The organism is Rhizobiaceae bacterium (assembly GCA_023953845.1).
Lineage (GTDB): Bacteria > Pseudomonadota > Alphaproteobacteria > Rhizobiales > Rhizobiaceae > Arvimicrobium.
The window spans coordinates 4,058,467-4,076,684 of sequence record JAMLJC010000001.1; the positions used below are offsets into that span (position 1 = coordinate 4,058,467).

The window sequence follows — 18,218 nt, forward strand, 5'->3', positions numbered from 1 at the left end:
GGCTCATCCGGAGACCGACATGGCAGGCATATCCCAACACGGCAAGGCATTCATCCGCCCTGAAAAGGCGCATGTGCTTATTGTCGAGGCGCGCTACCACGACGATCTCGCCGACGCGCTGCTGGAGGGCGCGACGGGCGCCCTCGACGAAGCGGGCGTGACCTACGATATCGTGACCGTGCCGGGAGCGCTGGAGATTCCTGCTGTCATCTCTTTCGCTCTGGATGGCGCCGAGAATGACGGCACGCAATACGACGGATACGTCGCGCTTGGTGTGGTGATCCGTGGCGATACCTATCATTTCGACGTCGTCTCGAACGAATCGAACCGGGCGCTGATGGACCTCGCAGTTCAGGAGTCGCTGGCCATCGGCAACGGCATCCTCACCACCGAAAACGAGGCGCAGGCCTGGGCGCGCGCGAAGAAGTCGGAAGGCGACAAGGGCGGCTTTGCCGCACGCGCCGCACTCACCATGATCGCGTTGCGCGAACGTTTCGGAGCCTGACGTGACGACTCCCGCAGGCAAACCGGCACCGGCCATCCGCCACGCAAACAAGCGCGGCGCGGCCAGACTAGCGGCCGTGCAGGCGCTCTATCAGATGGACGTGGCAGGCAGCGGTCTGCTCGAGATCACCGCCGAGTACGAATCCTTCCGGCTCGGCAAGGAAGTCGACGGCGCGCTGTACCGCGAGGCGGACGCGCAGTGGTTCCGGGCGATACTCGCCGGCGTGGTCGAGAACCAGAAGACCGTCGATCCGATCATCCGGCAGGCATTGACGGAAGATTGGCCCTTGTCCCGTCTGGATTCCACGCTGCGCGCCATCCTGCGCGCCGGCGTCTACGAGTTGATGAAGCGCGAGGACGTGCCGGTCGCGGTGATCGTCTCCGAATATGTCGACATCGCCAAGGCGTTCTACGAAGAGGACGAGCCGAAGCTCGTCAACGCCGTTCTCGACCGGGTCGCCCGCCGTGTGAGGGGCGAGGGCCGCGGCAAGGAGGCGACATGACGCTGGCAGTGACCCGGCAGGAAGCGCGGCGCACGGCGTTCATCCTCGCCGCTGCGCAGGCGATCATCGGTTCGGCGCCGCCGATCTGCATTTCGGTCGGTGCGCTGGTCGGCTACCAGTTACTCGATGCCGACAAGTCGCTGGCCACCGCGCCGGTGACCGGCTTCAATCTCGGCGTCGCGCTGGGCGCCATTCCGGCCGCCATGATCATAAGGTCGCTGGGGCAGCGCAACGGTTTCGTGACGGGCGCCGGGATCGTCGGGGTGGCCGGCCTCGTCGCGACATTCGGCATGCTGCATTCGAGCTTCTGGATCTTCGCCTTGGGCATGGCGCTGGTCGGGCTCGGCAATTCCTTCAGCCAGCAGTACCGCTTCGCCGCTGCCGACAATGCTGATTCGACGTTCAAGGCGAAGGCGATTTCGTGGGTGATGGCGGGCGGCGTGGTCAACGGCATTCTGGGGCCGCAGATCGTCATCCTCACCGACGACCTGATGGACCCGATAAAGTTTGCCGGCTCGTTCGCCACGATCGTCGTGCTGGCGGGCATCGGAGCGCTGATCCTCAGCTTTCTTAGGCTGAAGCCGAAGACGGAGGCGGTGGAAGCGGTGGCGTCGTCGCAGCCGGCGCGTCCGCTCGTGGAGATCATCCGGCAGCCGCAATTCGCCGTCGGCCTGCTGTGCGCCGTCGGCTCCTACACGCTGATGAGCTTTGTCATGACCGGAGCGCCGCTTGCCATAGTCGGCTGCGGTTTTTCCACCGACGAAGCCGCGCTCGGCATTTCATGGCACGTTCTGGCGATGTTCGGGCCGAGCTTCTTCACCGGCTTGCTCGTCGCCCGCTTCGGCAAGGAGACGATCATTGCCGTTGGCCTGCTCCTTTTGATCGGCTGCGCGGGATTCGCGCTCGCAGGCATCGAGCTGTGGAATTTCTGGACGGCCCTGATCCTGCTCGGCCTCGGGTGGAATTTCGGCTTCATCGGCGCGACGACCATGGTCGCCGGCAGCTACCACCTCTCCGAGAAGAGCAAGGTGCAGGGCTTCCACGATTTCGTGCTGTTCGGCTCCGTCGCATTCGCTTCCCTGATGTCCGGGATCGTCTTCAATTCGGGCGGCTGGGAGAGCCTGAACATCGTCGTTTTCCCGGTGACCGGGGTCTGCCTGCTTGCGCTCGTACTTCTGCGGGTCGCCGCAATGCGCCGGCCAGCCACGGCGGATTGAGCGGAATCCTTCGCCGCCTCGATCTTTCCGGTGAAAATCGGGCGAAAAACGCACAAAACCTTGACGATATGAAGCGACTTTCTCATAAGCCCTAGCGTGAAGCCGCGCGCGCGGCTTCGCTCACGTGGTCCGGGGGGAATCTGCCGGACGCAATCAGGGAAAAAATCGGCAATGACCATGCTTTACGTCGTCATCGCCTGCGGTCTGCTTTCCGTCCTCTACGCCATCTGGGCGACACAGTCGGTCCTCGCGTCCGACCAGGGCAATGCACGCATGCAGGAAATCGCTGCCGCCATCCGCGAGGGTGCGCAGGCTTATCTGACCCGCCAGTACACCAACATCGCCATTGTCGGCGTGGTCGTGTTCCTGCTGGCCTGGTGGCTCTTGTCCGGAATTGCGGCCATCGGCTTTCTGATCGGCGCGGTTCTTTCGGGCGCTGCCGGCTTTATAGGCATGCACGTCTCCGTGCGGGCCAATGTGCGCACGGCGCAGGCGGCCTCGAACAGTCTGTCTGCCGGCCTCGACATCGCCTTCAAGGCGGGCGCCATTACGGGTATGCTGGTGGCTGGCCTCGCGCTGCTGGGCGTTGCCGTATACTATTGGGTTCTGGTCGGACCGTTGGGCTACAGCCCGGCCGACCGCACCGTGATCGACGCGCTGGTCGCGCTCGGCTTCGGCGCCTCGCTGATCTCCATCTTCGCCCGTCTCGGCGGCGGTATCTTCACCAAGGGTGCGGATGTCGGCGGCGATCTCGTTGGCAAGGTCGAAGCGGGCATCCCCGAGGACGACCCGCGCAACCCGGCGACGATCGCCGACAATGTCGGCGACAATGTCGGCGATTGCGCCGGCATGGCGGCCGATCTCTTCGAAACCTACGCGGTGACGGTCGTCGCCACCATGGTGCTCGCGGCGATCTTCTTCGGCACGGCCGCCAATCTCGCCGACGTGATGCTTTATCCGCTCGCCATCTGCGGCGCCTGCATCATCACGTCGATCGTCGGCACTTTCTTCGTCAAGCTCGGCACCAACGGCTCGATCATGGGCGCCCTCTACAAGGGCCTGATCGTGACCGGCATCCTTTCCGTTGTCGGGCTCGGCGCAGCCAATTCGCTGACCATCGGCTGGGGCGACATCGGCACCGCCAACGGCGTCACGATCAACGGCACGAGCCTGTTCGTCTGCGGCCTGATCGGCCTCCTCGTGACGGCGCTGATCGTCGTCATCACCGAGTATTACACCGGCACGAACAAGCGCCCGGTGAACTCGATCGCGCAGGCGTCGGTCACCGGTCACGGCACCAACGTCATCCAGGGCCTCGCGGTTTCGCTCGAATCGACGGCGCTTCCGGCGATCGTCATCGTCGGCGGCATCATCGCCACGTTCCAACTTGCCGGTCTGTTCGGCACCGCGATCGCGGTGACCACCATGCTCGGCCTCGCCGGCATGATCGTGGCGCTCGACGCCTTCGGCCCGGTTACGGACAACGCCGGCGGCATCGCCGAAATGTCCGGCCTGCCGAAGGAAGTCCGTCATTCGACAGACGCGCTGGACGCGGTCGGCAACACCACCAAGGCCGTCACCAAGGGCTATGCCATCGGTTCGGCCGGTCTCGGCGCGCTGGTGCTGTTCGCCGCCTACAGCTACGACCTGCAGTACTTCGCGGCGAATTCCACCCGGTATCCGTATTTCGCGGATCTCGGCACGGTGTCGTTCGACCTGTCGAATCCGTATGTCGTCGCCGGCCTGATCTTCGGCGGCCTGATCCCCTACCTCTTCGGCGGCATCGCCATGACGGCGGTGGGACGCGCGGCCGGCGCGATCGTGGAGGAGGTGCGCAAGCAGTTCCGCGAGAACCCCGGCATCATGCAGGGCACCTCGAAGCCGAACTACGCCCGCGCGGTCGACCTTCTGACGCGCGCCGCGATCAAGGAGATGGTCATCCCGTCGCTCCTGCCGGTGCTGGCACCGCTGGTCGTGTATTTCGGCGTTCTGCTGATCTCGGGCTCCAAGGCCTCGGCCTTCGCCGCGCTTGGCGCGTCGCTGCTCGGCGTGATCGTCAACGGCCTCTTCGTCGCTATCTCGATGACCTCGGGCGGCGGTGCATGGGACAACGCCAAGAAGTCCTTCGAGGACGGATTCGTCGACAAGGACGGCGTCAAGCACCTCAAGGGCTCCGAGGCCCACAAGGCATCGGTGACCGGCGATACGGTGGGCGATCCCTACAAGGACACCGCCGGCCCGGCCGTCAATCCGGCCATCAAGATCACCAATATCGTGGCGCTGCTGCTGCTCGCCGTGCTCGCGCATAGCGGCATGTGAGCTGAGACGCTCGTGAAAAAGGCCCGCCGGAGCGATCCGGCGGGCCTTTTGCTATTTTATACAGGTAGCTGCGGCGCTCGAAGCAGCCGGAGTACGCTATCGGGTCGGCTGGCCCGAGCCTCCCGGCACGCTCGGCAGGCCGCTGACGCCGGCGAGGATCTGGCCGATAAAGGTCTGGTCCTTGCCGCCTGTCGGCGTCGTGCGCGACACGAAGTCGAAGACCTTGCCGTCCTTGAGGCCGTAATTGGCGATGTTGGTGACCCTGCCGTCCTCGCCGAAATAAACGGCCAGCACACGCTGGTCGACAATGTGCGGATTCTGGAAGGCCATGCTGCGCTTGCGCGTCTGCGAGATGTAATAATAGACCTCGTTGTCGAAGGTCGCCTTTGTCGAGGGCGAGCCGAGCGCCAGGATCACCTGTTCGCGGCTTGAGCCGACCGGCACGAGTTCGAGCTGCTGCTCGTCGATCACATAGCCCTTGTGCAGCGTTTCGCTGGCGCTCAGGTTCAGCGCCGAGGTGTTGCAGCCGGAAAGCGCGATTGACGACAGCGCCGCCACGCCCCAGATCAGGCCGGAATTGAGAAGGCGCGAATTCAAAGGCAACTCCATGGTGGCGCAACTCCGTCAACGGTTTGCACGGAGCGGCAAAACGGGTAAACCAGCTTCCTTGCCGATGCAACCGAACGCGGCTTCATTCGCTTCCCGGAGGCCACAGTTGATGTTCCAGCGCTGGTTCGGCCGCGATTCCCGCACCAACCGTGCAATAACCGATGCGCTCTACGAGCAAATCGTGGCGGCCGCGCGGCAGCCGGCCCTTTATGCGCAGTGGGACGTGCCTGACACGCCGCTCGGGCGATTCGAAATGGTCGGGCTGCATGTTTTCCTTTTTCTGCATCGTGTCCGGGGCGAGGATGGCGCGATTGCCGACATCGCGCAGACGATGACCGACGAGTTCTTTGCGGATGTGGACAGCTCGGTCCGGGAACTGGGCGTAGGCGACTCGGGCGTGCCGAAGCGGGTGAAGCGGCTGGCGAAGATGTTCTATGGTCGCGTTGCAGCCTATGGCGAGGCGCTGGACAAGGATGACGCGGCCGCGCTGGCCGCCGCGCTCTCGCGCAACGTCCGCCCGGATCTGGCCCGCTGGGACGGGGCGGAGCCGCTGGCGGAGTATGTGCGCGTAGCCGATGCCGGGTTGCGCGGGCAGGCTGTTGCCGAGTTTCTGGCTGCCCGGATCGCATTTCCGCAGGCCGGAGGGATCGAACGATGAAGCAGGAGACGAGGAGCCCAGTATCCTATCCGGTCAATGTCGCGCGCCTGCCGCAGAAAGGCATGCCGGTCACCATCGTGGCCGACGATGCCCAGCGCGCCGCACTGGCTGACCAGCACGGGCTGCTCTCTGTGCGCAGCTTCCGGGCCGAGCTTCTCGTCACGACGTGGAAGCGCAACGGGGTGAGGGTCGCCGGAACGGTTGAGGCGGATATCGATCAGGAATGCGTGGTGACGCTGGAACCTCTGCAGGCCACGATCTCGGAGGAGTTTTCGCAGGTCTTTCTGCCGGAACAGTCCAGGCTTGGCCGGGAGGGGTTTCACGAGGGAGGGGAGATTCATCTCGATGCCGAAGGGCCGGACAGTCCCGAGCCCTTCAGTGGCGATGTTATCGACGTTGGCGCTCTGGCGGAGGAGTTCTTCGGTCTGGCCATCGATCCATACCCGCGCAAGCCGGGCGCCGCGCTCGACGCGGGAACGGGCGAGGAAGGATCGGCGACAGGCGGTTCCTTGCGCGAAAAGCTGCTGTCATTCACACGAAAAAGCTGATCCAGGCAGCTTCCGGGAGGAATTTGACGTTGTGCGCCGGCCCGAAACCAGTATTTTCGCCGGACTTTCCGGTCCCGGTCGGGACGACCACGAGATGAACTGCGCGTGATAACCATTTCCATCGACGCGATGGGAGGTGACCATGGTCCCTCCGTCACGGTGCCTGCGCTCGAACGTGTGATCGAGCGCCGGCCCGATCTTCGCTTCCTGGTCTACGGCATCGAGTCCGAGTTGCGTCCGTGGCTCGACAAGCATCCGAAGGTGGCGGCGGCAAGCACACTGGTGCCTTGCGAAATAGCGGTGTCCATGTCCGACAAGCCGAGCCAGGCGCTGCGGCAGGGACGATGGAAATCCTCGATGTGGAAGGCGATCGAGGCGGTGAAGACCGGTGAGGCCAGCGTCTGCATTTCGGCCGGCAATACCGGCGCGCTGATGGCCATGTCGAAATTCTGCCTGCGCACCATGGCCAGTATCGAGCGCCCGGCGATTGCCGCGATCTGGCCGAACATCCGCTCCGAAAGCGTCGTGCTCGACGTCGGTGCCACGATCGGCGCCGATTCGCACCAGCTCATCGACTTCGCGATCCTCGGCGCCGCCATGGCGCGGGCATTGTTTTCCATCGAGAAGCCGACCGTCGGCCTGCTGAATGTCGGCGTCGAGGAAATCAAGGGGCAGGAAGAGGTCAAGGAGGCAGGTCGCCTGCTGCGGGAAGCCGCCATGCCGTCGATGACCTATCACGGCTTCGTCGAAGGCGACGACATCAGCAAGGGCACCGTGGACGTCGTGGTGACCGAAGGGTTTTCGGGCAATATCGCGCTGAAGACCGCCGAGGGGACGGCGCGGCAGATCGGCAGCTATCTTCGTTCGGCCATGAACAGGACCTGGCGGGCAAGGCTCGGCTATCTGCTCGCTCGTCCTGCTTTCGAGCGCCTGCGCGAGAAGATGGACGTGCGCAAATCCAATGGCGGCGTCTTCCTCGGCCTGAACGGCATCGTGGTGAAGAGCCACGGGGGTACCGACGACCAGGGTTTTGCGGCCGCGGTCGAGCTCGGCTACGACATGGTGCGCAACAGCCTGATCGAACGGATCAAGGCCGATCTCGACACGTTTCACGCCCGTCTGCCGCAGACGCTTCTGGGCGTTCGACAATCCGCCGATGAAAGCGAATAGCAGAGGCTCTCTATGATACGTTCCGTGGTGCGCGGCGTGGGCGCATCGTTGCCGCGCCGGGTCATGAAGAACGCCGATTTCGAGGGCGTCGTGGAGACGTCCGACGAGTGGATCGTGCAGCGAACCGGCATCCGCCAGCGCCATATCGCGGCGGACGACGAGACGACGGCGTCCCTCGGCGAGGCGGCGGCGCGCGCCGCGCTAGACAATGCGGGCCTGGCTCCCGCCGACATCGATCTGATCGTGCTTGCGACGTCGACGCCGAACAATACCTTCCCCGCGACCGCTGTGGAGATCCAGAGCCGGCTTGGCATGCGTCACGGCTTCGCCTTCGACATGCAGGCCGTCTGCAGCGGCTTCGTCTACGCTGTCACCACTGCCGACCTCTATTTGCGCGGCGGCCTCGCGAAACGGGCGCTGGTTATCGGCTCGGAGACGTTTTCGCGCATTCTCGACTGGTCGGACCGCACCACATGCGTGCTTTTCGGCGACGGCGCGGGCGCGCTGGTGCTTGAAGCGCAGGAAGGCGAGGGAACGATCGCGGACCGTGGCGTCCTGACGGCCAGCCTCCGTTCGGACGGCACGCACAAGGACAAGCTTTTCGTCGACGGCGGACCGTCCACGACGCAGACGATCGGACATCTGCGCATGGAGGGCCGCGAGGTGTTCAAGCACGCTGTCGGTATGATCACCGACGTCATCGAGGCCACGTTCGGCGAGGCGAAGATCACCGCCGAGGATATTCAGTGGTTCGTGCCGCATCAGGCCAACCGGCGCATCATCGACGCGTCGGCGAAGAAGCTCGGGATTGCCGAGGATAAGGTGATCGTGACCGTCGACCAGCACGGCAACACCTCTGCGGCGTCGGTGCCGCTGGCGCTGTCGGTCGCGGTGGCCGACGGGCGGATCAGGAAGGGCGATCTCGTTCTTCTGGAGGCGATGGGCGGCGGGTTTACGTGGGGTGCGGTGCTGCTGCGCTGGTAGGCCGGGATCGGTTCTTGACCTTGCCGGACCAATTTCCTAACGTCGCACCCGTTTGGAACTGACCCTTGTGTTTTTGAGGATGGTTGGACGTTCGAATGGGGGGACACACACTCACTCGCGCCGACCTGGCCGAAGCTGTCTATCGCAAGGTCGGGCTATCTCGTACTGAGTCCGCGCAACTCGTGGAGGCTGTGCTCGACGAGATTTGCGAAGCAATCGTGCGCGGCGAGACGGTCAAGCTTTCCTCTTTCGCGACCTTTCATGTTCGCGACAAGAACGAGCGTATCGGCCGCAACCCGAAGACCGGCGAGGAGGTTCCGATCCTGCCCCGCCGCGTCATGACGTTCAAGGCCTCCAACGTGCTCAAGTCGCGCATTTTGAAGGCGCACAACAGCGGCAAGCCGAAGGGCAAGTAGCGACTTCGCCACGGTTGCGGTCTTTTTCCGGGCGCGTTGGCTTTTTTCGCTTGAAAGCCGCCCGGCAACGGCCTGTGATTGCTTGTGATTCGAGCGTCGCACCAAAGGTTGCAGCATGGATAAGAGTCCAGACGCGTTCCGTACGATCAGCGAGGTGGCCGAGGATCTCGACCTGCCGCAGCATGTGTTGCGTTTCTGGGAAACGCGCTTCGCCCAGATAAAGCCGATGAAACGCGGCGGCGGACGCCGCTACTACCGACCGCACGACGTGGAACTGATCAAGGGCATCAGGCATATGCTCTATGATCAGGGCTACACCATCAAGGGCGTGCAGAAGCTGCTGCGCGAGAACGGCAACCAGTTCCTCGTCGCGGTCGCCAATGGCGACGTCGCGGCGATCGAGGCGATCGCCCAGCGCAAGCAGGCGGAAGCAGCAGCGGCGATCACGCCTGCTGCCCAGCCTCGCAACACAGCCGACGACGAGGTGCTGCTCGGCGAGGCCAAGGCGAAGCCCAACCGCCGTTTCTTCGGGCTCGGCAAGGCGGAAGACGAGGGACCGATAGCGCCGGGTCAGGGCAAGCTCTCGCGCGACAACCGCGCCCTTCTGCAGGAAGCACTTTTCGACCTTCTGGAATGCAAGCGCCTGCTCGATCAGGTGCGATAGGATTTTCGCGATTGGTGGCCTGCCTGGGCCGCCGATCCCGCCTTTGGCGGTTAGCCACGCAAGCGTCGAAACTCGTCGGGCGTTTTGCATTGCGGTATGCCGGCAAGCCGGATAACGGTCTAGCCTCTTCAGGCGTCGGGCTCTCTCCATGCAAGATCGTATCAAGATACATTCCGTCGAAACCCTGTCCGACGACTGGGGTACGCTGAAGAAAACCACGTTCGACTACCGGGCGCGTAACGGCGCATGGGAGAAGCAGACGCGCGAGACCTACGATCGCGGCGACGGAGCGGTGATACTGCCCTATGACGAGGCGCGCCGGACGGTGCTGCTGGTGCGGCAGTTCCGTTTCCCTGCCTATGTCGTCGGCCATCACGAGCCCTTGCTGGAAGCTTGTGCGGGTCTGCTCGACGAGGACGATCCCGAGACGGCGATACGACGGGAGGTCGAGGAGGAACTCGGCTATCGTCTGCGCGAGGTCACGCATCTCTATTCGCCGTTCATGAGCCCGGGGAGCCTCACCGAACGGCTGTCCTTCTTTACGGCGACCTATAGTCCCGGAGATCGCGTTTCCGACGGGGGCGGGCATGTGGACGAGGGTGAGGACATCGAGGTCGTCGAAATGGGGCTTGACGATGCGCTGGCCGCGATTTTCGACGGGCGCATCGCCGATGCCAAAACGATCGTGCTTCTTCAGCATCTGAAACTGCGACTCGAGGGATTTCTGCCATAGACCGGCTTCGTTGCGGACATCAGCCTTTCCAGAGTCTTTGGGCCGGACCGAGAATGCGAGCCTCCGCCAAAGGAGCCCGTTAACGTCTTGATGCCACTATCCGCGGGCTTGGCGGGTTCACCACAATGACGAAGAATCTCGGTACGGACTATGATCCGCATGAGGAGCGCCGAAAGCCCACGCGCGTGCTCGCCTGGGCGTTCGACCTTCTGTTTCCACTGGTTCTCGTGCTGGCGGCGGTAGCTTTCGGCCGTTACGGCTGGCCGTTCTGAGGTCGGGGAAAGGCGTTCGGGTCATTTTTCCAAGACTGGTGCGGACGACGGGGGTCGAACCCGTACGGATCGCTCCGAGGGATTTTAAGTCCCTTGCGTCTACCAGTTTCGCCACGTCCGCGCGTTGGAGTTACAAGCACTTAGAGGGCGTTTCGTCCAGCCCTCACGGCCATTTTGGCACCGGATTGGCACCTGGAACGCTGATCAGCGTTCCGCGCCTGTTCTCATTGCCGCTTCGATGGCATCGGCCGCCCCGCCGTCCGCCTGCTTAAACAAGTGCGCATATATCGTGAGCGTGACGACTGGTGAGGCGTGGCCGAGGCGCTTGCTGATCTTCACCACATCCATGCCGCTGGAAATCAGGGCCGAGGCGTGCGTGTGCCGCAAGTCGTGAAAGCGGACGTGCGGCAATTTCTTCGCCTTGATGAAGTCGCGCCACGCACCGGATACGCGCGATGGGGCGATCGGCTGGGCTTCGTGATCGCAGAAGACCAGCGCATCCGTGCTAGGTTTCCCCAAGCCGAGAGCGAGGCGCTGCTCCAACTGCTGCTTCCTATGTGCCTGCAAGGCTGCGGTGGCACTCGCCGGTAGCGAGATCGTGCGTATGCCGGCCTTGGTCTTTGGTTTTTTGAACCGCAGGCCGTAGGCTTTCGTTTCCTCTAGGCTGCGCTCGACCCGAACTATTCCGGCGTCGAAGTCCATATTGCGCCATGCAAGCCCCATTAGCTCTCCCTGGCGCATGCCGGTGCCGACAGCGAGCACGGCTATGGGCAGGAGCCAGTGACCGGCCAGTGCGGCAAGCACCGGCGCGATCTCCCCTTCCTGTAGGATAATGATGTCCTTCGTCGTGCCCTTCGGAAGTTTGCGGCCCGAGGCGACGTTGCGGCCGATCTTCTCGACCTCCAGTGCATCGGCTAGCGCCAAATGCAGAACACGGTGCGCCTGCTTGACCGTCGCTGCCGCAAGCGGCCTGCCATTCTTTCCACCGGACGCACGCAACCTCTTATGCCATGTGCTAATCTGCGCCGGCCGGAGCTGCTGCATCTGGACAGCGCCGAGATGAGGCACGATTTGCTGTTCGATCAAGCGCGCGAAGCGTTCGCGTGTCGTTTCGGCGATATCGAGATTGCCGGCCAGCCATGCGCGGACGTGCTCGGCAACGGTCTCACTAGACCGCGCAACATAGGTGCCGCCATCAAGTTGCGAAAGGCGCTTGGTGAGTTCGCGGTTAGCGTCTGCCTTTGTACCCTTCACTGTCACATATTCAGTGCGGCGCTCGCCTGTCGCCATATCGGTGCCGAGGTCGAACTTGATGCGCCAGGAATGCTTGCCGCGCCGCGTGATGTTTCCTCTCACCGTGACTTCCCCCGGTTCATCGCGACTGCTTGTCGAAGTGCGCTTTGGCGTCGAGCGCCGTCTTGATTTCGTTTGAGATCATGACAGCTTCGTCGAACTGACGCCGCCCGTCTTTGATCGCGGTTCTCTCCGCATTGACGGTGTGCAAAGCGTGAACGAGGTCCGCCTTTGCCACGACCACGTCACGAAGCATCGCAAGAGCAGCACCGACAGACTCCGCGACCTTCCTATTGTCGGGGGCGGCATCGACAATAGCGCCCCCCATGAAGTGTTCGGCCAGGAGCTTCATGCCCTCGGAAAGCTGTTTCGCATGGCTCGCCAAGTCGTCGGCGGATCGATCAAATTTCAGCGCAATTTGCACCAAGCGACGTACAGCTTCCGACCGAGATGGAACCCGGTTCGCATACCGCCAGTCGTCGATTGCCTCAATCTCGTCAGCAGTGATCTTGAGATGCAAGCGCTCTGTCTCGCTCTCGCCAAGTTTAGGACGGGCCATTCTTCATACTCCACAGAAAGGTGTGTAACGTTCGCACAAAACGGTTGCAAGTGAATTCACGCGGCACAATGATACGCACATAACGTACGAAACAGGACGCGCAATGACTATCGAAGAAGCACTCTCGCAGGCCACCCTTTCAGTACCGGAGGCTGGTGCCATTTTTTTCAGGCTGAGCCGGAACGGCTCTTACGAGGCGGCGAAACGCGGCGAACTCCCTACCGTGCGGATCGGCCGCAAGATCGTCGTACCGGTGGCGCTGCTCGCCGAAAAGCTTGGACTTCGTGCCAACTTTGCGAGGGCGGCATGATCGGGCGCGAACCCGGAGCCGCCGCCTGATGGGGCGCTCCAATCATATCGACGGCAACTTCGTCATGATCGGCACCCGCGATCTGCGCTGCGACGCGTTTCGCACGATGAGCCCGCGCGCTGTGAAGGCGTACCTATATATTCTGGCGAAATATTGGGAGAGCAGAGGCACCAATCCCGTTCCGATCTCTTGCCGAGACCTGGGGCGCGAGATTGGCTGCGGACGCTCCGCAGCAAGCGAAGTGCTAATCGAATTGGTCCATCGTGGGTTTCTGGCAATCGAGCGTCCCGGGTCAAAGATTGAGAAGGGCTTTTCGAAGGATGATGGCGCTTCGGGCGGACGCGTCGCATATTATCGAATGACTGCCCAAAAAACGACGAACGGTCAGCAGGCAACGAACGACTTTCGAAAGTGGCGTCTGCCAAAGGTAACGTCCTCGCAGGCGGACACTACGTCCGATCGGCCGGACACTACGTCCGCCATACCGGACGTTGGCGGAGGCGCTGATCAGCACGAGACAGAGAAAATTTCGCTTGACGGTCAGGTAGTTGGCGGCATCGCGCCGAAAGCGCCGATCGCCGACGACAACCCACGTTATATTCATCCTGATAAGTTATCTACTACGTCAGAGACACAGCGTTCCCGAGAGTGCGCGCTGCCGACACGCCTTCGCCCTCCCACATTCGAAAAGAGGACCGCATGACCACTCCATGCACCATCATTCCATTTCCGGCTGCCCGTCAGGTCGGCAAAGTCCGCGCGGTCGCCGACGGCCTTGCTAAGCGCTCCGGCGAGCGCAAAGGCGGCGAGGGATATTGGCGCCAAGTCATAGACAGCATGGCTCGCCGGATGCGGAAGGTCGGTCTTGCCGACGACGTGATCGATCGCGAGTTGCGAGCGTTTCACGATGCCGTCGCGACTGAACTCACACGCCTCCACGCTGTGGAGCAGAGGCAAACACGCTGAGTGCTATGCAGTGGCAAGCCGGGTGGGGGGATTTGCGGTAGGAAATCGCAAAAGGCGATGCCTTGCATAGTCTTTGTCGCGCTTCTGCGGCCATGTTTGAATTTTCCGGAGTTTTAATTACCGGCAACCATTTTTTATTGGCAAAAATTGAGATGATCGTACCGCGCTCAAGCGCTTGCGCACCAAGGCCTTCGTTCGAATAAGTGCCAGGAATTAGTTGGGGGTTTCAATAGCGTCCTGCGCGCCCGCGCGTGCGCGCGAGGAATGAGCCCCGTTCTGAGGCATCAAGAGGGCTTTGGTGGCCTGTCCTCAAGGCCGGCTCAACACCTTCTGAACTGCGACGTGCGAAAGGGAAAACCCATCATCGGCCATGATCGCTGCGATCGTGCGTAGCGACACGTTCTGGCTCCGCAGGTAGCGCATCTTTTCGATCGCCGCTTTTTCCGCTGGAACCTCGACAAGGGCGCCACTGTCGGTGTCGAGGGCGAAACCAAAGGGGCGGTTCCCGCCGAGGTAACGGCCGCGCCCTCGCTGATCCGCCTTGACCTGTGCGATGCGCTCGCGAATGCGGTCGCGCTCCGCTTCAGCGAAGGCCGCCGCAATCGTGAGGAAAAGCTTCGACAGCCCGTTTCCCGCAATGTCGCCACCAAGGTCGATTAGGTGGAGCCGCACGCCCTTCGCTTTCAATTCCTCGACCGTTTTCAACGCGTCGAGGGCGGAACGGAATAGGCGATCAAGCTTCGAGGCGATCACGATATCGCCGGAGGCGAGCTTATGGAAAAGAGCGGCTCCAGCAGGTCGCTCCGAAACCGGGACCGAACCGGAGACGCCTTCCTCAACAGTGATTTCGGCAAGGCTCAATCCATGCATCAAAGCGTAGCCTTCGATCTGGCGCTTCTGGACATCAAGGCTCTCGCCTTCGCTGACCTGTCTCGCCGTCGACACTCGCACATATCCGTACACCGGCATTCGCCCCTCCTGTAAACGTGTAAACGCGCGCGTGGCATAGCATGTGACGATTCGGCATGTAAAGGTGCTAAAGCGCGTTTACAGAAACGGGTTGATATCTCGCCAAATTTGTCTTTCGGCCGACGCGTGCAGTTGTCGAAACCTCGCGATCGCGGTAGCGTTCAAGTCTGCCACAGGAAAACGAATTGGAAACTTCAGCCGGGCCGAGAGACCGGGCCGGGCGCAACCTTGTGGTTATCTCTATGGCGAGACCTTCAAAAGGCGCGAGATTGGTGTGGCGAGACACCAGCTACAAAAGGGATGGCTCACTGCGCAACGGTGCCGGATGGTTCATCCGAGACCGGTCACTTTTCAGGAGTACGGGGTGCGGCGCTGGCGAGCGCGAGGCGGCGGAAAGAAAACTCGCAGGATACGTCGCCGGACGGAAGCGAGATGCAAGAGCGGAGGAACCGGGGCGTGCGGCGTCGAGGCCAGCTCTCTTGGCCGATTATCCTATTGATGCGCCTCTGCGTCTTGATCTGGCCGCCCGGATTGCGTTTCCAGACGGGTCGATTGGCCCGAAAGGCCTCCGCAAAGAACGCTACGCCGGCCGACTTGTCACGTTCATTGTCGCCCGGAAGGAATACACGACGCTTGCCGCGATCGAGAGGATGAAGGAACTATGCCGCGTCCAGCCGAAGCCGTCGGCCGCCAAGGGCTTGGCGACGGCTCGCGGAAACATCAGGCCAGACGGTCTTTCCCATGAAGAATACGGTAAAACCGCCCAGGAAGCGCTTATGAGGAAACTGTCAAAGCGGATTGGGAATTCGTCGCTCGGATCGAGCAAAGGCAATAGGAGCGCCCCGAAGACCTAATGCCGGCCCTCGGGGCGCTCAATCAATGTCGCGGTTTGACTAGGCGTTCATTATCCGCTTCGATTGAGGTACGAAGCATTTCCGCAGCGTCTTCGTCGAGGGCAGTGATTTCCAGATGATGTAGCGCGGCTTGCTTCATGCGGAGTTCGGCGAGTGTGCCAGCGGGCGCGTAGGCCAACATGCGAGCAAGGGCGATATGCCCGTTGGTCGCCGCATCAAGCAGGCGACCGGGTTCGGCGTCGGTATTCAATTCGTCGCGGTCAGCGGCACTCCAGACCCGCGTTGCCATCACGAAAGCCGCGTACAGCGCCGGGACGCTCATCCCCGCAGCCTTGGCGATCTCATCTTCGATAACGCGGTATGCGATCGCGCCCATGTTCTTGATATTCGGCAGCATTGTGACGGCGGGCATGTCAGTCTCCTTGGCTGGAAGCGATTTGACGGGAGTGGTGCGGTGGGAAAGGATGAACGGAGTCGGTGAACGTCTCACTGAAACTGTCATAGGATCGCCTCAAGCTGCGCACGAAGTTGGCGCTCGATCCGCTCTATGCTCACGGCGAAAGGCTTGTATTTCAGCATCTCAATTTCGAGCCGGATGGTTGCCGCGCGCGCTTCGCGCTCTTCCGATGGGATCATCGCCTTGCGTGCGGTCGCATTAGCGCGGCGCCATGCCTCTCGCATGGCCCATTGGAAGCCGCGCCGATCGAAGCGGACGCGGCAGAACATTTCATAGGTCTCCCGGTACAGCGTCCAAGCTGTGCGCAAGATCGCGCCGGTCGAATTTCGGGGTAAGTGTGGTATGGGTTGCGTCAGCCATTCGATGATCCTCCTAAGATCGTCGTTTCGGTCAGGACCGGGTGGAAGTTGGCGCTTCCGTCCGGTCCGAAACTGTGTTAACAGAGTTATATGCGCCAGTCAATAACCGTGTTAACAGAGAAACGCAAGAAAAGAGGCCCGGCGCCGACCGGGAAGGGAACGCTTGTTGGCGTCCGCCTTCAGCCTGATCTTCTCGACGCCGTAGACGCGTATGCGATCAGCGACGATTTGGAAAAGGACGGGGAGCCGCAACGACCAGAGGCCATTCGCCGGCTGATCATCCAGGCGCTAGCCCTTCGGAAATCCGGACGCAAATTCGTCATCCGCGATGCCGATACCATGCGCCGCCTACATCGCGACGAAGAGGCAATCCGCGAGGGCGAGTTCTGGCGCAGCAAGCCGGAGGACATAGAGGCGGCCGTCAAGCGGCTTTGGCGCACAGGGGCGTTTGATACCGGCGGCGCAGACTGGCCCGCTGATGCACCTGATGCGGAGATCAAGGCGCGGCTCGCCGAAGAACTTGATCAGTGCATCCGGTTTGACCTTATGTGGTCCGCCGATCCCGGTCTTGCCCGGCAGATTGATTGGCGGCGATCGTAGCGCTTCAGACAAACACGATCGCCCAACCTCGTGACATTTCGTTCCCAAATTGGGATTTCAGCTTGTTCCCGATATGGGAACTTGCTATATGAAGCCATGCAGATCATCGCCAGAAAAGCGCTGAAGGACTTTTGGGCCGTCCACAATCAGGCTCAAGCTCCTTTGACCGCGTGGTATCTGGCGGTGAGCAAGGCGGACTGGCGTGGGCCTGCCGACATCAAGACGATGTTTGGCTCGACGGTGGACTTCGTCGGCGACAATCGCGTCATTTTTGACATTGGCGGCAACAAGTATCGCCTGATCGCCCATGTCGCCTACAAATTTCACCGCGTCCTGATCAAGTTTGTCGGGACACACAAGGAATACAACAAGATCGACCCGGAGAAGGTGTGATGGAAAACATTCGCCCCATTAAGACCGAAGCCGATTACGAATGGGCCGTCGCCGAGATCACCAAGTATTTTGAGAACGAGCCCGAGGTAGGTTCCCCTGACGGTGATCGTTTTGACGTGCTCGCCACCCTGATCGAGGCATACGAGGACAAGAACTATCCGATCGAGATGCCCGATCCGGTCGAGGTCATCAACGCGCACATGGAGTTGAAGGGGCTGAAGCGTGCGGACCTTGCCGCGTTGATCGGTTCCAAGTCGCGCGCTTCCGAAGTCCTACACCGGAGGCGCCGGCTGACCCTAGAGATGGTCCACAAGCTCAATCATGAATGGCATATTCCAGCCGACGTGCTCGTCGTTCCCTACCATCTCGTCAATGATGATGAGCGAAGCCACGGCGCGCCGTTCTTGACCCGACTAGGCGAAGAGAAAGCACGCGACGCAGGCGAGCGCCACCCACGGCAAAGTCGCGCATAGCACCCTGACTAGCAGTCGTTTCGCGAGGTAGAAGGCGCGGCCGGCCGCAAAGCCGACGCCGAATGCCGCAGCGCGTCTTGCCGGTGTGTCGGAGCATTCCTTGACGATGGGAACGGAGCGCATGGCTCAGTGCGCCGCGAACCGCGTCCTAAACGCATCGCGGTAGTTGGCGATCATCGCACGCACATAGTGAGGCTCCGTAGTCCCCGGCATGCTGAAGCCCTTCGGCGCGCGCATATCCTGCCCAATGACCCGGCGGAACTGCTCGACTGGCATCTCCATCACGCCGGCCGCCTCGGTTTCGCTGATATAGTCGCCTAAACTCGCCATTGTATTTCTCCAAAATCTGTTTGTTTTCGTTGAGAAAACGATAGCTTCATGCTATGAA

The 18,218-nt window shown here is 61.9% G+C and carries 25 protein-coding genes and 1 tRNA gene; 18 read left to right on the forward strand and 8 right to left on the reverse strand.

The annotated features are described in order from the left end of the window. Nucleotides 1–19: 19 nt before the first annotated feature. The 4 genes from M9955_20045 (at nt 20) to M9955_20060 (ending at nt 4,543) form a co-directional block, all read left to right on the forward strand. Complete coding sequence (locus M9955_20045; GenBank protein MCO5083936.1) at nt 20–505, forward strand: 6,7-dimethyl-8-ribityllumazine synthase; 486 nt, start codon at nt 20–22, stop codon at nt 503–505. Nucleotide 506: 1 nt separating this feature from the next. Then, on the forward strand, nt 507–1,007 hold the full coding sequence (gene nusB / locus M9955_20050; protein ID MCO5083937.1) for a transcription antitermination factor NusB: 501 nt from the start codon (nt 507–509) through the stop codon (nt 1,005–1,007). Further along, nucleotides 1,004–2,224: an MFS transporter gene (locus M9955_20055; protein ID MCO5083938.1), complete on the forward strand. Its 1,221-nt coding sequence runs from the start codon at nt 1,004–1,006 to the stop codon at nt 2,222–2,224. The genes nusB and M9955_20055 overlap by 4 nt, the downstream gene beginning before the upstream one ends. A 171-nt stretch (nt 2,225–2,395) precedes the next feature. After that, nucleotides 2,396–4,543 (forward strand): sodium-translocating pyrophosphatase, encoded by a 2,148-nt coding sequence (locus M9955_20060; GenBank protein ID MCO5083939.1) that lies wholly within the window; start codon nt 2,396–2,398, stop codon nt 4,541–4,543. Between the two features lie 96 nt (nt 4,544–4,639). Here the strand turns inward: M9955_20060 and M9955_20065 are convergent, their stop codons facing one another. Further along, nucleotides 4,640–5,152 (reverse strand): outer membrane protein assembly factor BamE, encoded by a 513-nt coding sequence (locus M9955_20065; protein ID MCO5083940.1) that lies wholly within the window; start codon nt 5,150–5,152, stop codon nt 4,640–4,642. Nucleotides 5,153–5,261: 109 nt separating this feature from the next. Between M9955_20065 and M9955_20070 the strand changes: the two genes are divergently transcribed. The 8 genes from M9955_20070 to M9955_20105 all read left to right on the forward strand — a co-directional run bounded on the left by M9955_20070 (nt 5,262) and on the right by M9955_20105 (nt 10,597). After that, nucleotides 5,262–5,810, forward strand: coding sequence for a ubiquinol-cytochrome C chaperone (locus M9955_20070; protein MCO5083941.1), 549 nt, complete (start codon nt 5,262–5,264; stop codon nt 5,808–5,810). Next, nucleotides 5,807–6,358 (forward strand): DUF177 domain-containing protein, encoded by a 552-nt coding sequence (locus tag M9955_20075; protein MCO5083942.1) that lies wholly within the window; start codon nt 5,807–5,809, stop codon nt 6,356–6,358. Before M9955_20070 ends, M9955_20075 begins: the two co-directional genes overlap by 4 nt. A 105-nt stretch (nt 6,359–6,463) precedes the next feature. Then, a complete protein-coding gene (plsX, locus tag M9955_20080) occupies nt 6,464–7,528 on the forward strand; it encodes a phosphate acyltransferase PlsX (GenBank protein MCO5083943.1) in 1,065 nt (354 codons plus the stop codon). A gap of 12 nt (nt 7,529–7,540) precedes the next feature. Next, nucleotides 7,541–8,512: a ketoacyl-ACP synthase III gene (locus M9955_20085; protein MCO5083944.1), complete on the forward strand. Its 972-nt coding sequence runs from the start codon at nt 7,541–7,543 to the stop codon at nt 8,510–8,512. A gap of 95 nt (nt 8,513–8,607) precedes the next feature. Further along, complete coding sequence (locus M9955_20090; protein ID MCO5083945.1) at nt 8,608–8,928, forward strand: integration host factor subunit alpha; 321 nt, start codon at nt 8,608–8,610, stop codon at nt 8,926–8,928. A 115-nt stretch (nt 8,929–9,043) separates the two neighbouring features. Further along, a complete protein-coding gene (locus M9955_20095; GenBank protein MCO5083946.1) occupies nt 9,044–9,592 on the forward strand; it encodes a MerR family transcriptional regulator in 549 nt (182 codons plus the stop codon). 148 nt (nt 9,593–9,740) lie between these two features. After that, nucleotides 9,741–10,325 carry an NUDIX domain-containing protein gene (locus M9955_20100; GenBank protein ID MCO5083947.1) on the forward strand — a complete coding sequence of 195 codons (585 nt, stop codon included), beginning with the start codon at nt 9,741–9,743 and terminating at the stop codon, nt 10,323–10,325. 125 nt (nt 10,326–10,450) lie between these two features. Beyond that, nucleotides 10,451–10,597, forward strand: a complete 147-nt coding sequence (locus tag M9955_20105; protein ID MCO5083948.1) for a hypothetical protein — start codon at nt 10,451–10,453, stop codon at nt 10,595–10,597. A 36-nt stretch (nt 10,598–10,633) separates the two neighbouring features. On the opposite strand, the gene M9955_20110 is transcribed toward M9955_20105, so the two are convergent. The 3 genes from M9955_20110 to M9955_20120 all read right to left on the reverse strand — a co-directional run bounded on the left by M9955_20110 (nt 10,634) and on the right by M9955_20120 (nt 12,449). Next, a tRNA-Leu gene (locus tag M9955_20110) sits at nt 10,634–10,718 on the reverse strand. Nucleotides 10,719–10,801: 83 nt separating this feature from the next. After that, on the reverse strand, nt 10,802–11,953 hold the full coding sequence (locus M9955_20115; GenBank protein ID MCO5083949.1) for a site-specific integrase: 1,152 nt from the start codon (nt 11,951–11,953) through the stop codon (nt 10,802–10,804). Nucleotides 11,954–11,969: 16 nt separating this feature from the next. Continuing rightward, nucleotides 11,970–12,449, reverse strand: coding sequence for a hypothetical protein (locus tag M9955_20120; protein MCO5083950.1), 480 nt, complete (start codon nt 12,447–12,449; stop codon nt 11,970–11,972). Between the two features lie 103 nt (nt 12,450–12,552). Here M9955_20120 and M9955_20125 point away from each other — a divergent pair, with 103 nt between their 5' ends. Both M9955_20125 and M9955_20130 read left to right on the forward strand, forming a co-directional pair. Further along, nucleotides 12,553–12,759 carry a helix-turn-helix domain-containing protein gene (locus tag M9955_20125; protein ID MCO5083951.1) on the forward strand — a complete coding sequence of 69 codons (207 nt, stop codon included), beginning with the start codon at nt 12,553–12,555 and terminating at the stop codon, nt 12,757–12,759. Nucleotides 12,760–12,787: 28 nt separating this feature from the next. After that, entirely contained in the window at nt 12,788–13,462 is a 675-nt protein-coding gene (locus M9955_20130; GenBank protein MCO5083952.1) for a hypothetical protein, read from the forward strand. Between the two features lie 572 nt (nt 13,463–14,034). Here M9955_20130 and M9955_20135 read toward each other — a convergent pair. Further along, nucleotides 14,035–14,694: a recombinase family protein gene (locus M9955_20135; GenBank protein ID MCO5083953.1), complete on the reverse strand. Its 660-nt coding sequence runs from the start codon at nt 14,692–14,694 to the stop codon at nt 14,035–14,037. A gap of 479 nt (nt 14,695–15,173) precedes the next feature. Between M9955_20135 and M9955_20140 the strand changes: the two genes are divergently transcribed. Continuing rightward, nucleotides 15,174–15,548 carry an excisionase gene (locus M9955_20140; protein MCO5083954.1) on the forward strand — a complete coding sequence of 125 codons (375 nt, stop codon included), beginning with the start codon at nt 15,174–15,176 and terminating at the stop codon, nt 15,546–15,548. 22 nt (nt 15,549–15,570) lie between these two features. Here the strand turns inward: M9955_20140 and M9955_20145 are convergent, their stop codons facing one another. Then, entirely contained in the window at nt 15,571–15,960 is a 390-nt protein-coding gene (locus M9955_20145) for a hypothetical protein (protein MCO5083955.1), read from the reverse strand. Between the two features lie 86 nt (nt 15,961–16,046). Then, on the reverse strand, nt 16,047–16,274 hold the full coding sequence (locus M9955_20150; protein MCO5083956.1) for a hypothetical protein: 228 nt from the start codon (nt 16,272–16,274) through the stop codon (nt 16,047–16,049). A 180-nt stretch (nt 16,275–16,454) separates the two neighbouring features. Between M9955_20150 and M9955_20155 the strand changes: the two genes are divergently transcribed. The 3 genes from M9955_20155 (at nt 16,455) to M9955_20165 (ending at nt 17,830) form a co-directional block, all read left to right on the forward strand. Further along, complete coding sequence (locus tag M9955_20155) at nt 16,455–16,964, forward strand: hypothetical protein (protein ID MCO5083957.1); 510 nt, start codon at nt 16,455–16,457, stop codon at nt 16,962–16,964. 96 nt (nt 16,965–17,060) lie between these two features. Then, nucleotides 17,061–17,357 (forward strand): type II toxin-antitoxin system HigB family toxin, encoded by a 297-nt coding sequence (locus M9955_20160; GenBank protein MCO5083958.1) that lies wholly within the window; start codon nt 17,061–17,063, stop codon nt 17,355–17,357. Further along, the gene (locus M9955_20165) at nt 17,357–17,830 is read left to right on the forward strand and encodes a type II toxin-antitoxin system HigA family antitoxin (protein MCO5083959.1); all 474 of its coding nucleotides are present in this window, start codon (nt 17,357–17,359) and stop codon (nt 17,828–17,830) included. The genes M9955_20160 and M9955_20165 overlap by 1 nt, the downstream gene beginning before the upstream one ends. Before the next feature lie 126 nt (nt 17,831–17,956). Here the strand turns inward: M9955_20165 and M9955_20170 are convergent, their stop codons facing one another. Further along, nucleotides 17,957–18,160, reverse strand: coding sequence for a hypothetical protein (locus M9955_20170; protein MCO5083960.1), 204 nt, complete (start codon nt 18,158–18,160; stop codon nt 17,957–17,959). Between the last annotated feature and the right edge of the window lie 58 nt (nt 18,161–18,218).

What these genes read in the sequence shown, in the direction of transcription:
- M9955_20045 (MCO5083936.1), top strand. Translation starts at nt 20, where the DNA reads ATGGCAGGCATATCCCAACACGGCAAGGCATTCATCCGCCCTGAAAAG.
- M9955_20055 (MCO5083938.1), top strand. Translation starts at nt 1,004, where the DNA reads ATGACGCTGGCAGTGACCCGGCAGGAAGCGCGGCGCACGGCGTTCATC.
- M9955_20060 (MCO5083939.1), top strand. Translation starts at nt 2,396, where the DNA reads ATGACCATGCTTTACGTCGTCATCGCCTGCGGTCTGCTTTCCGTCCTC.
- M9955_20065 (MCO5083940.1), bottom strand. Translation starts at nt 5,152, where the DNA reads ATGGAGTTGCCTTTGAATTCGCGCCTTCTCAATTCCGGCCTGATCTGG.
- M9955_20070 (MCO5083941.1), top strand. Translation starts at nt 5,262, where the DNA reads ATGTTCCAGCGCTGGTTCGGCCGCGATTCCCGCACCAACCGTGCAATA.
- M9955_20075 (MCO5083942.1), top strand. Translation starts at nt 5,807, where the DNA reads ATGAAGCAGGAGACGAGGAGCCCAGTATCCTATCCGGTCAATGTCGCG.
- M9955_20085 (MCO5083944.1), top strand. Translation starts at nt 7,541, where the DNA reads ATGATACGTTCCGTGGTGCGCGGCGTGGGCGCATCGTTGCCGCGCCGG.
- M9955_20090 (MCO5083945.1), top strand. Translation starts at nt 8,608, where the DNA reads ATGGGGGGACACACACTCACTCGCGCCGACCTGGCCGAAGCTGTCTAT.
- M9955_20095 (MCO5083946.1), top strand. Translation starts at nt 9,044, where the DNA reads ATGGATAAGAGTCCAGACGCGTTCCGTACGATCAGCGAGGTGGCCGAG.
- M9955_20100 (MCO5083947.1), top strand. Translation starts at nt 9,741, where the DNA reads ATGCAAGATCGTATCAAGATACATTCCGTCGAAACCCTGTCCGACGAC.
- M9955_20105 (MCO5083948.1), top strand. Translation starts at nt 10,451, where the DNA reads ATGACGAAGAATCTCGGTACGGACTATGATCCGCATGAGGAGCGCCGA.
- M9955_20120 (MCO5083950.1), bottom strand. Translation starts at nt 12,449, where the DNA reads ATGGCCCGTCCTAAACTTGGCGAGAGCGAGACAGAGCGCTTGCATCTC.
- M9955_20125 (MCO5083951.1), top strand. Translation starts at nt 12,553, where the DNA reads ATGACTATCGAAGAAGCACTCTCGCAGGCCACCCTTTCAGTACCGGAG.
- M9955_20130 (MCO5083952.1), top strand. Translation starts at nt 12,788, where the DNA reads ATGGGGCGCTCCAATCATATCGACGGCAACTTCGTCATGATCGGCACC.
- M9955_20135 (MCO5083953.1), bottom strand. Translation starts at nt 14,694, where the DNA reads ATGCCGGTGTACGGATATGTGCGAGTGTCGACGGCGAGACAGGTCAGC.
- M9955_20145 (MCO5083955.1), bottom strand. Translation starts at nt 15,960, where the DNA reads ATGCCCGCCGTCACAATGCTGCCGAATATCAAGAACATGGGCGCGATC.
- M9955_20150 (MCO5083956.1), bottom strand. Translation starts at nt 16,274, where the DNA reads ATGTTCTGCCGCGTCCGCTTCGATCGGCGCGGCTTCCAATGGGCCATG.
- M9955_20155 (MCO5083957.1), top strand. Translation starts at nt 16,455, where the DNA reads ATGCGCCAGTCAATAACCGTGTTAACAGAGAAACGCAAGAAAAGAGGC.
- M9955_20160 (MCO5083958.1), top strand. Translation starts at nt 17,061, where the DNA reads ATGCAGATCATCGCCAGAAAAGCGCTGAAGGACTTTTGGGCCGTCCAC.
- M9955_20165 (MCO5083959.1), top strand. Translation starts at nt 17,357, where the DNA reads ATGGAAAACATTCGCCCCATTAAGACCGAAGCCGATTACGAATGGGCC.
- M9955_20170 (MCO5083960.1), bottom strand. Translation starts at nt 18,160, where the DNA reads ATGGCGAGTTTAGGCGACTATATCAGCGAAACCGAGGCGGCCGGCGTG.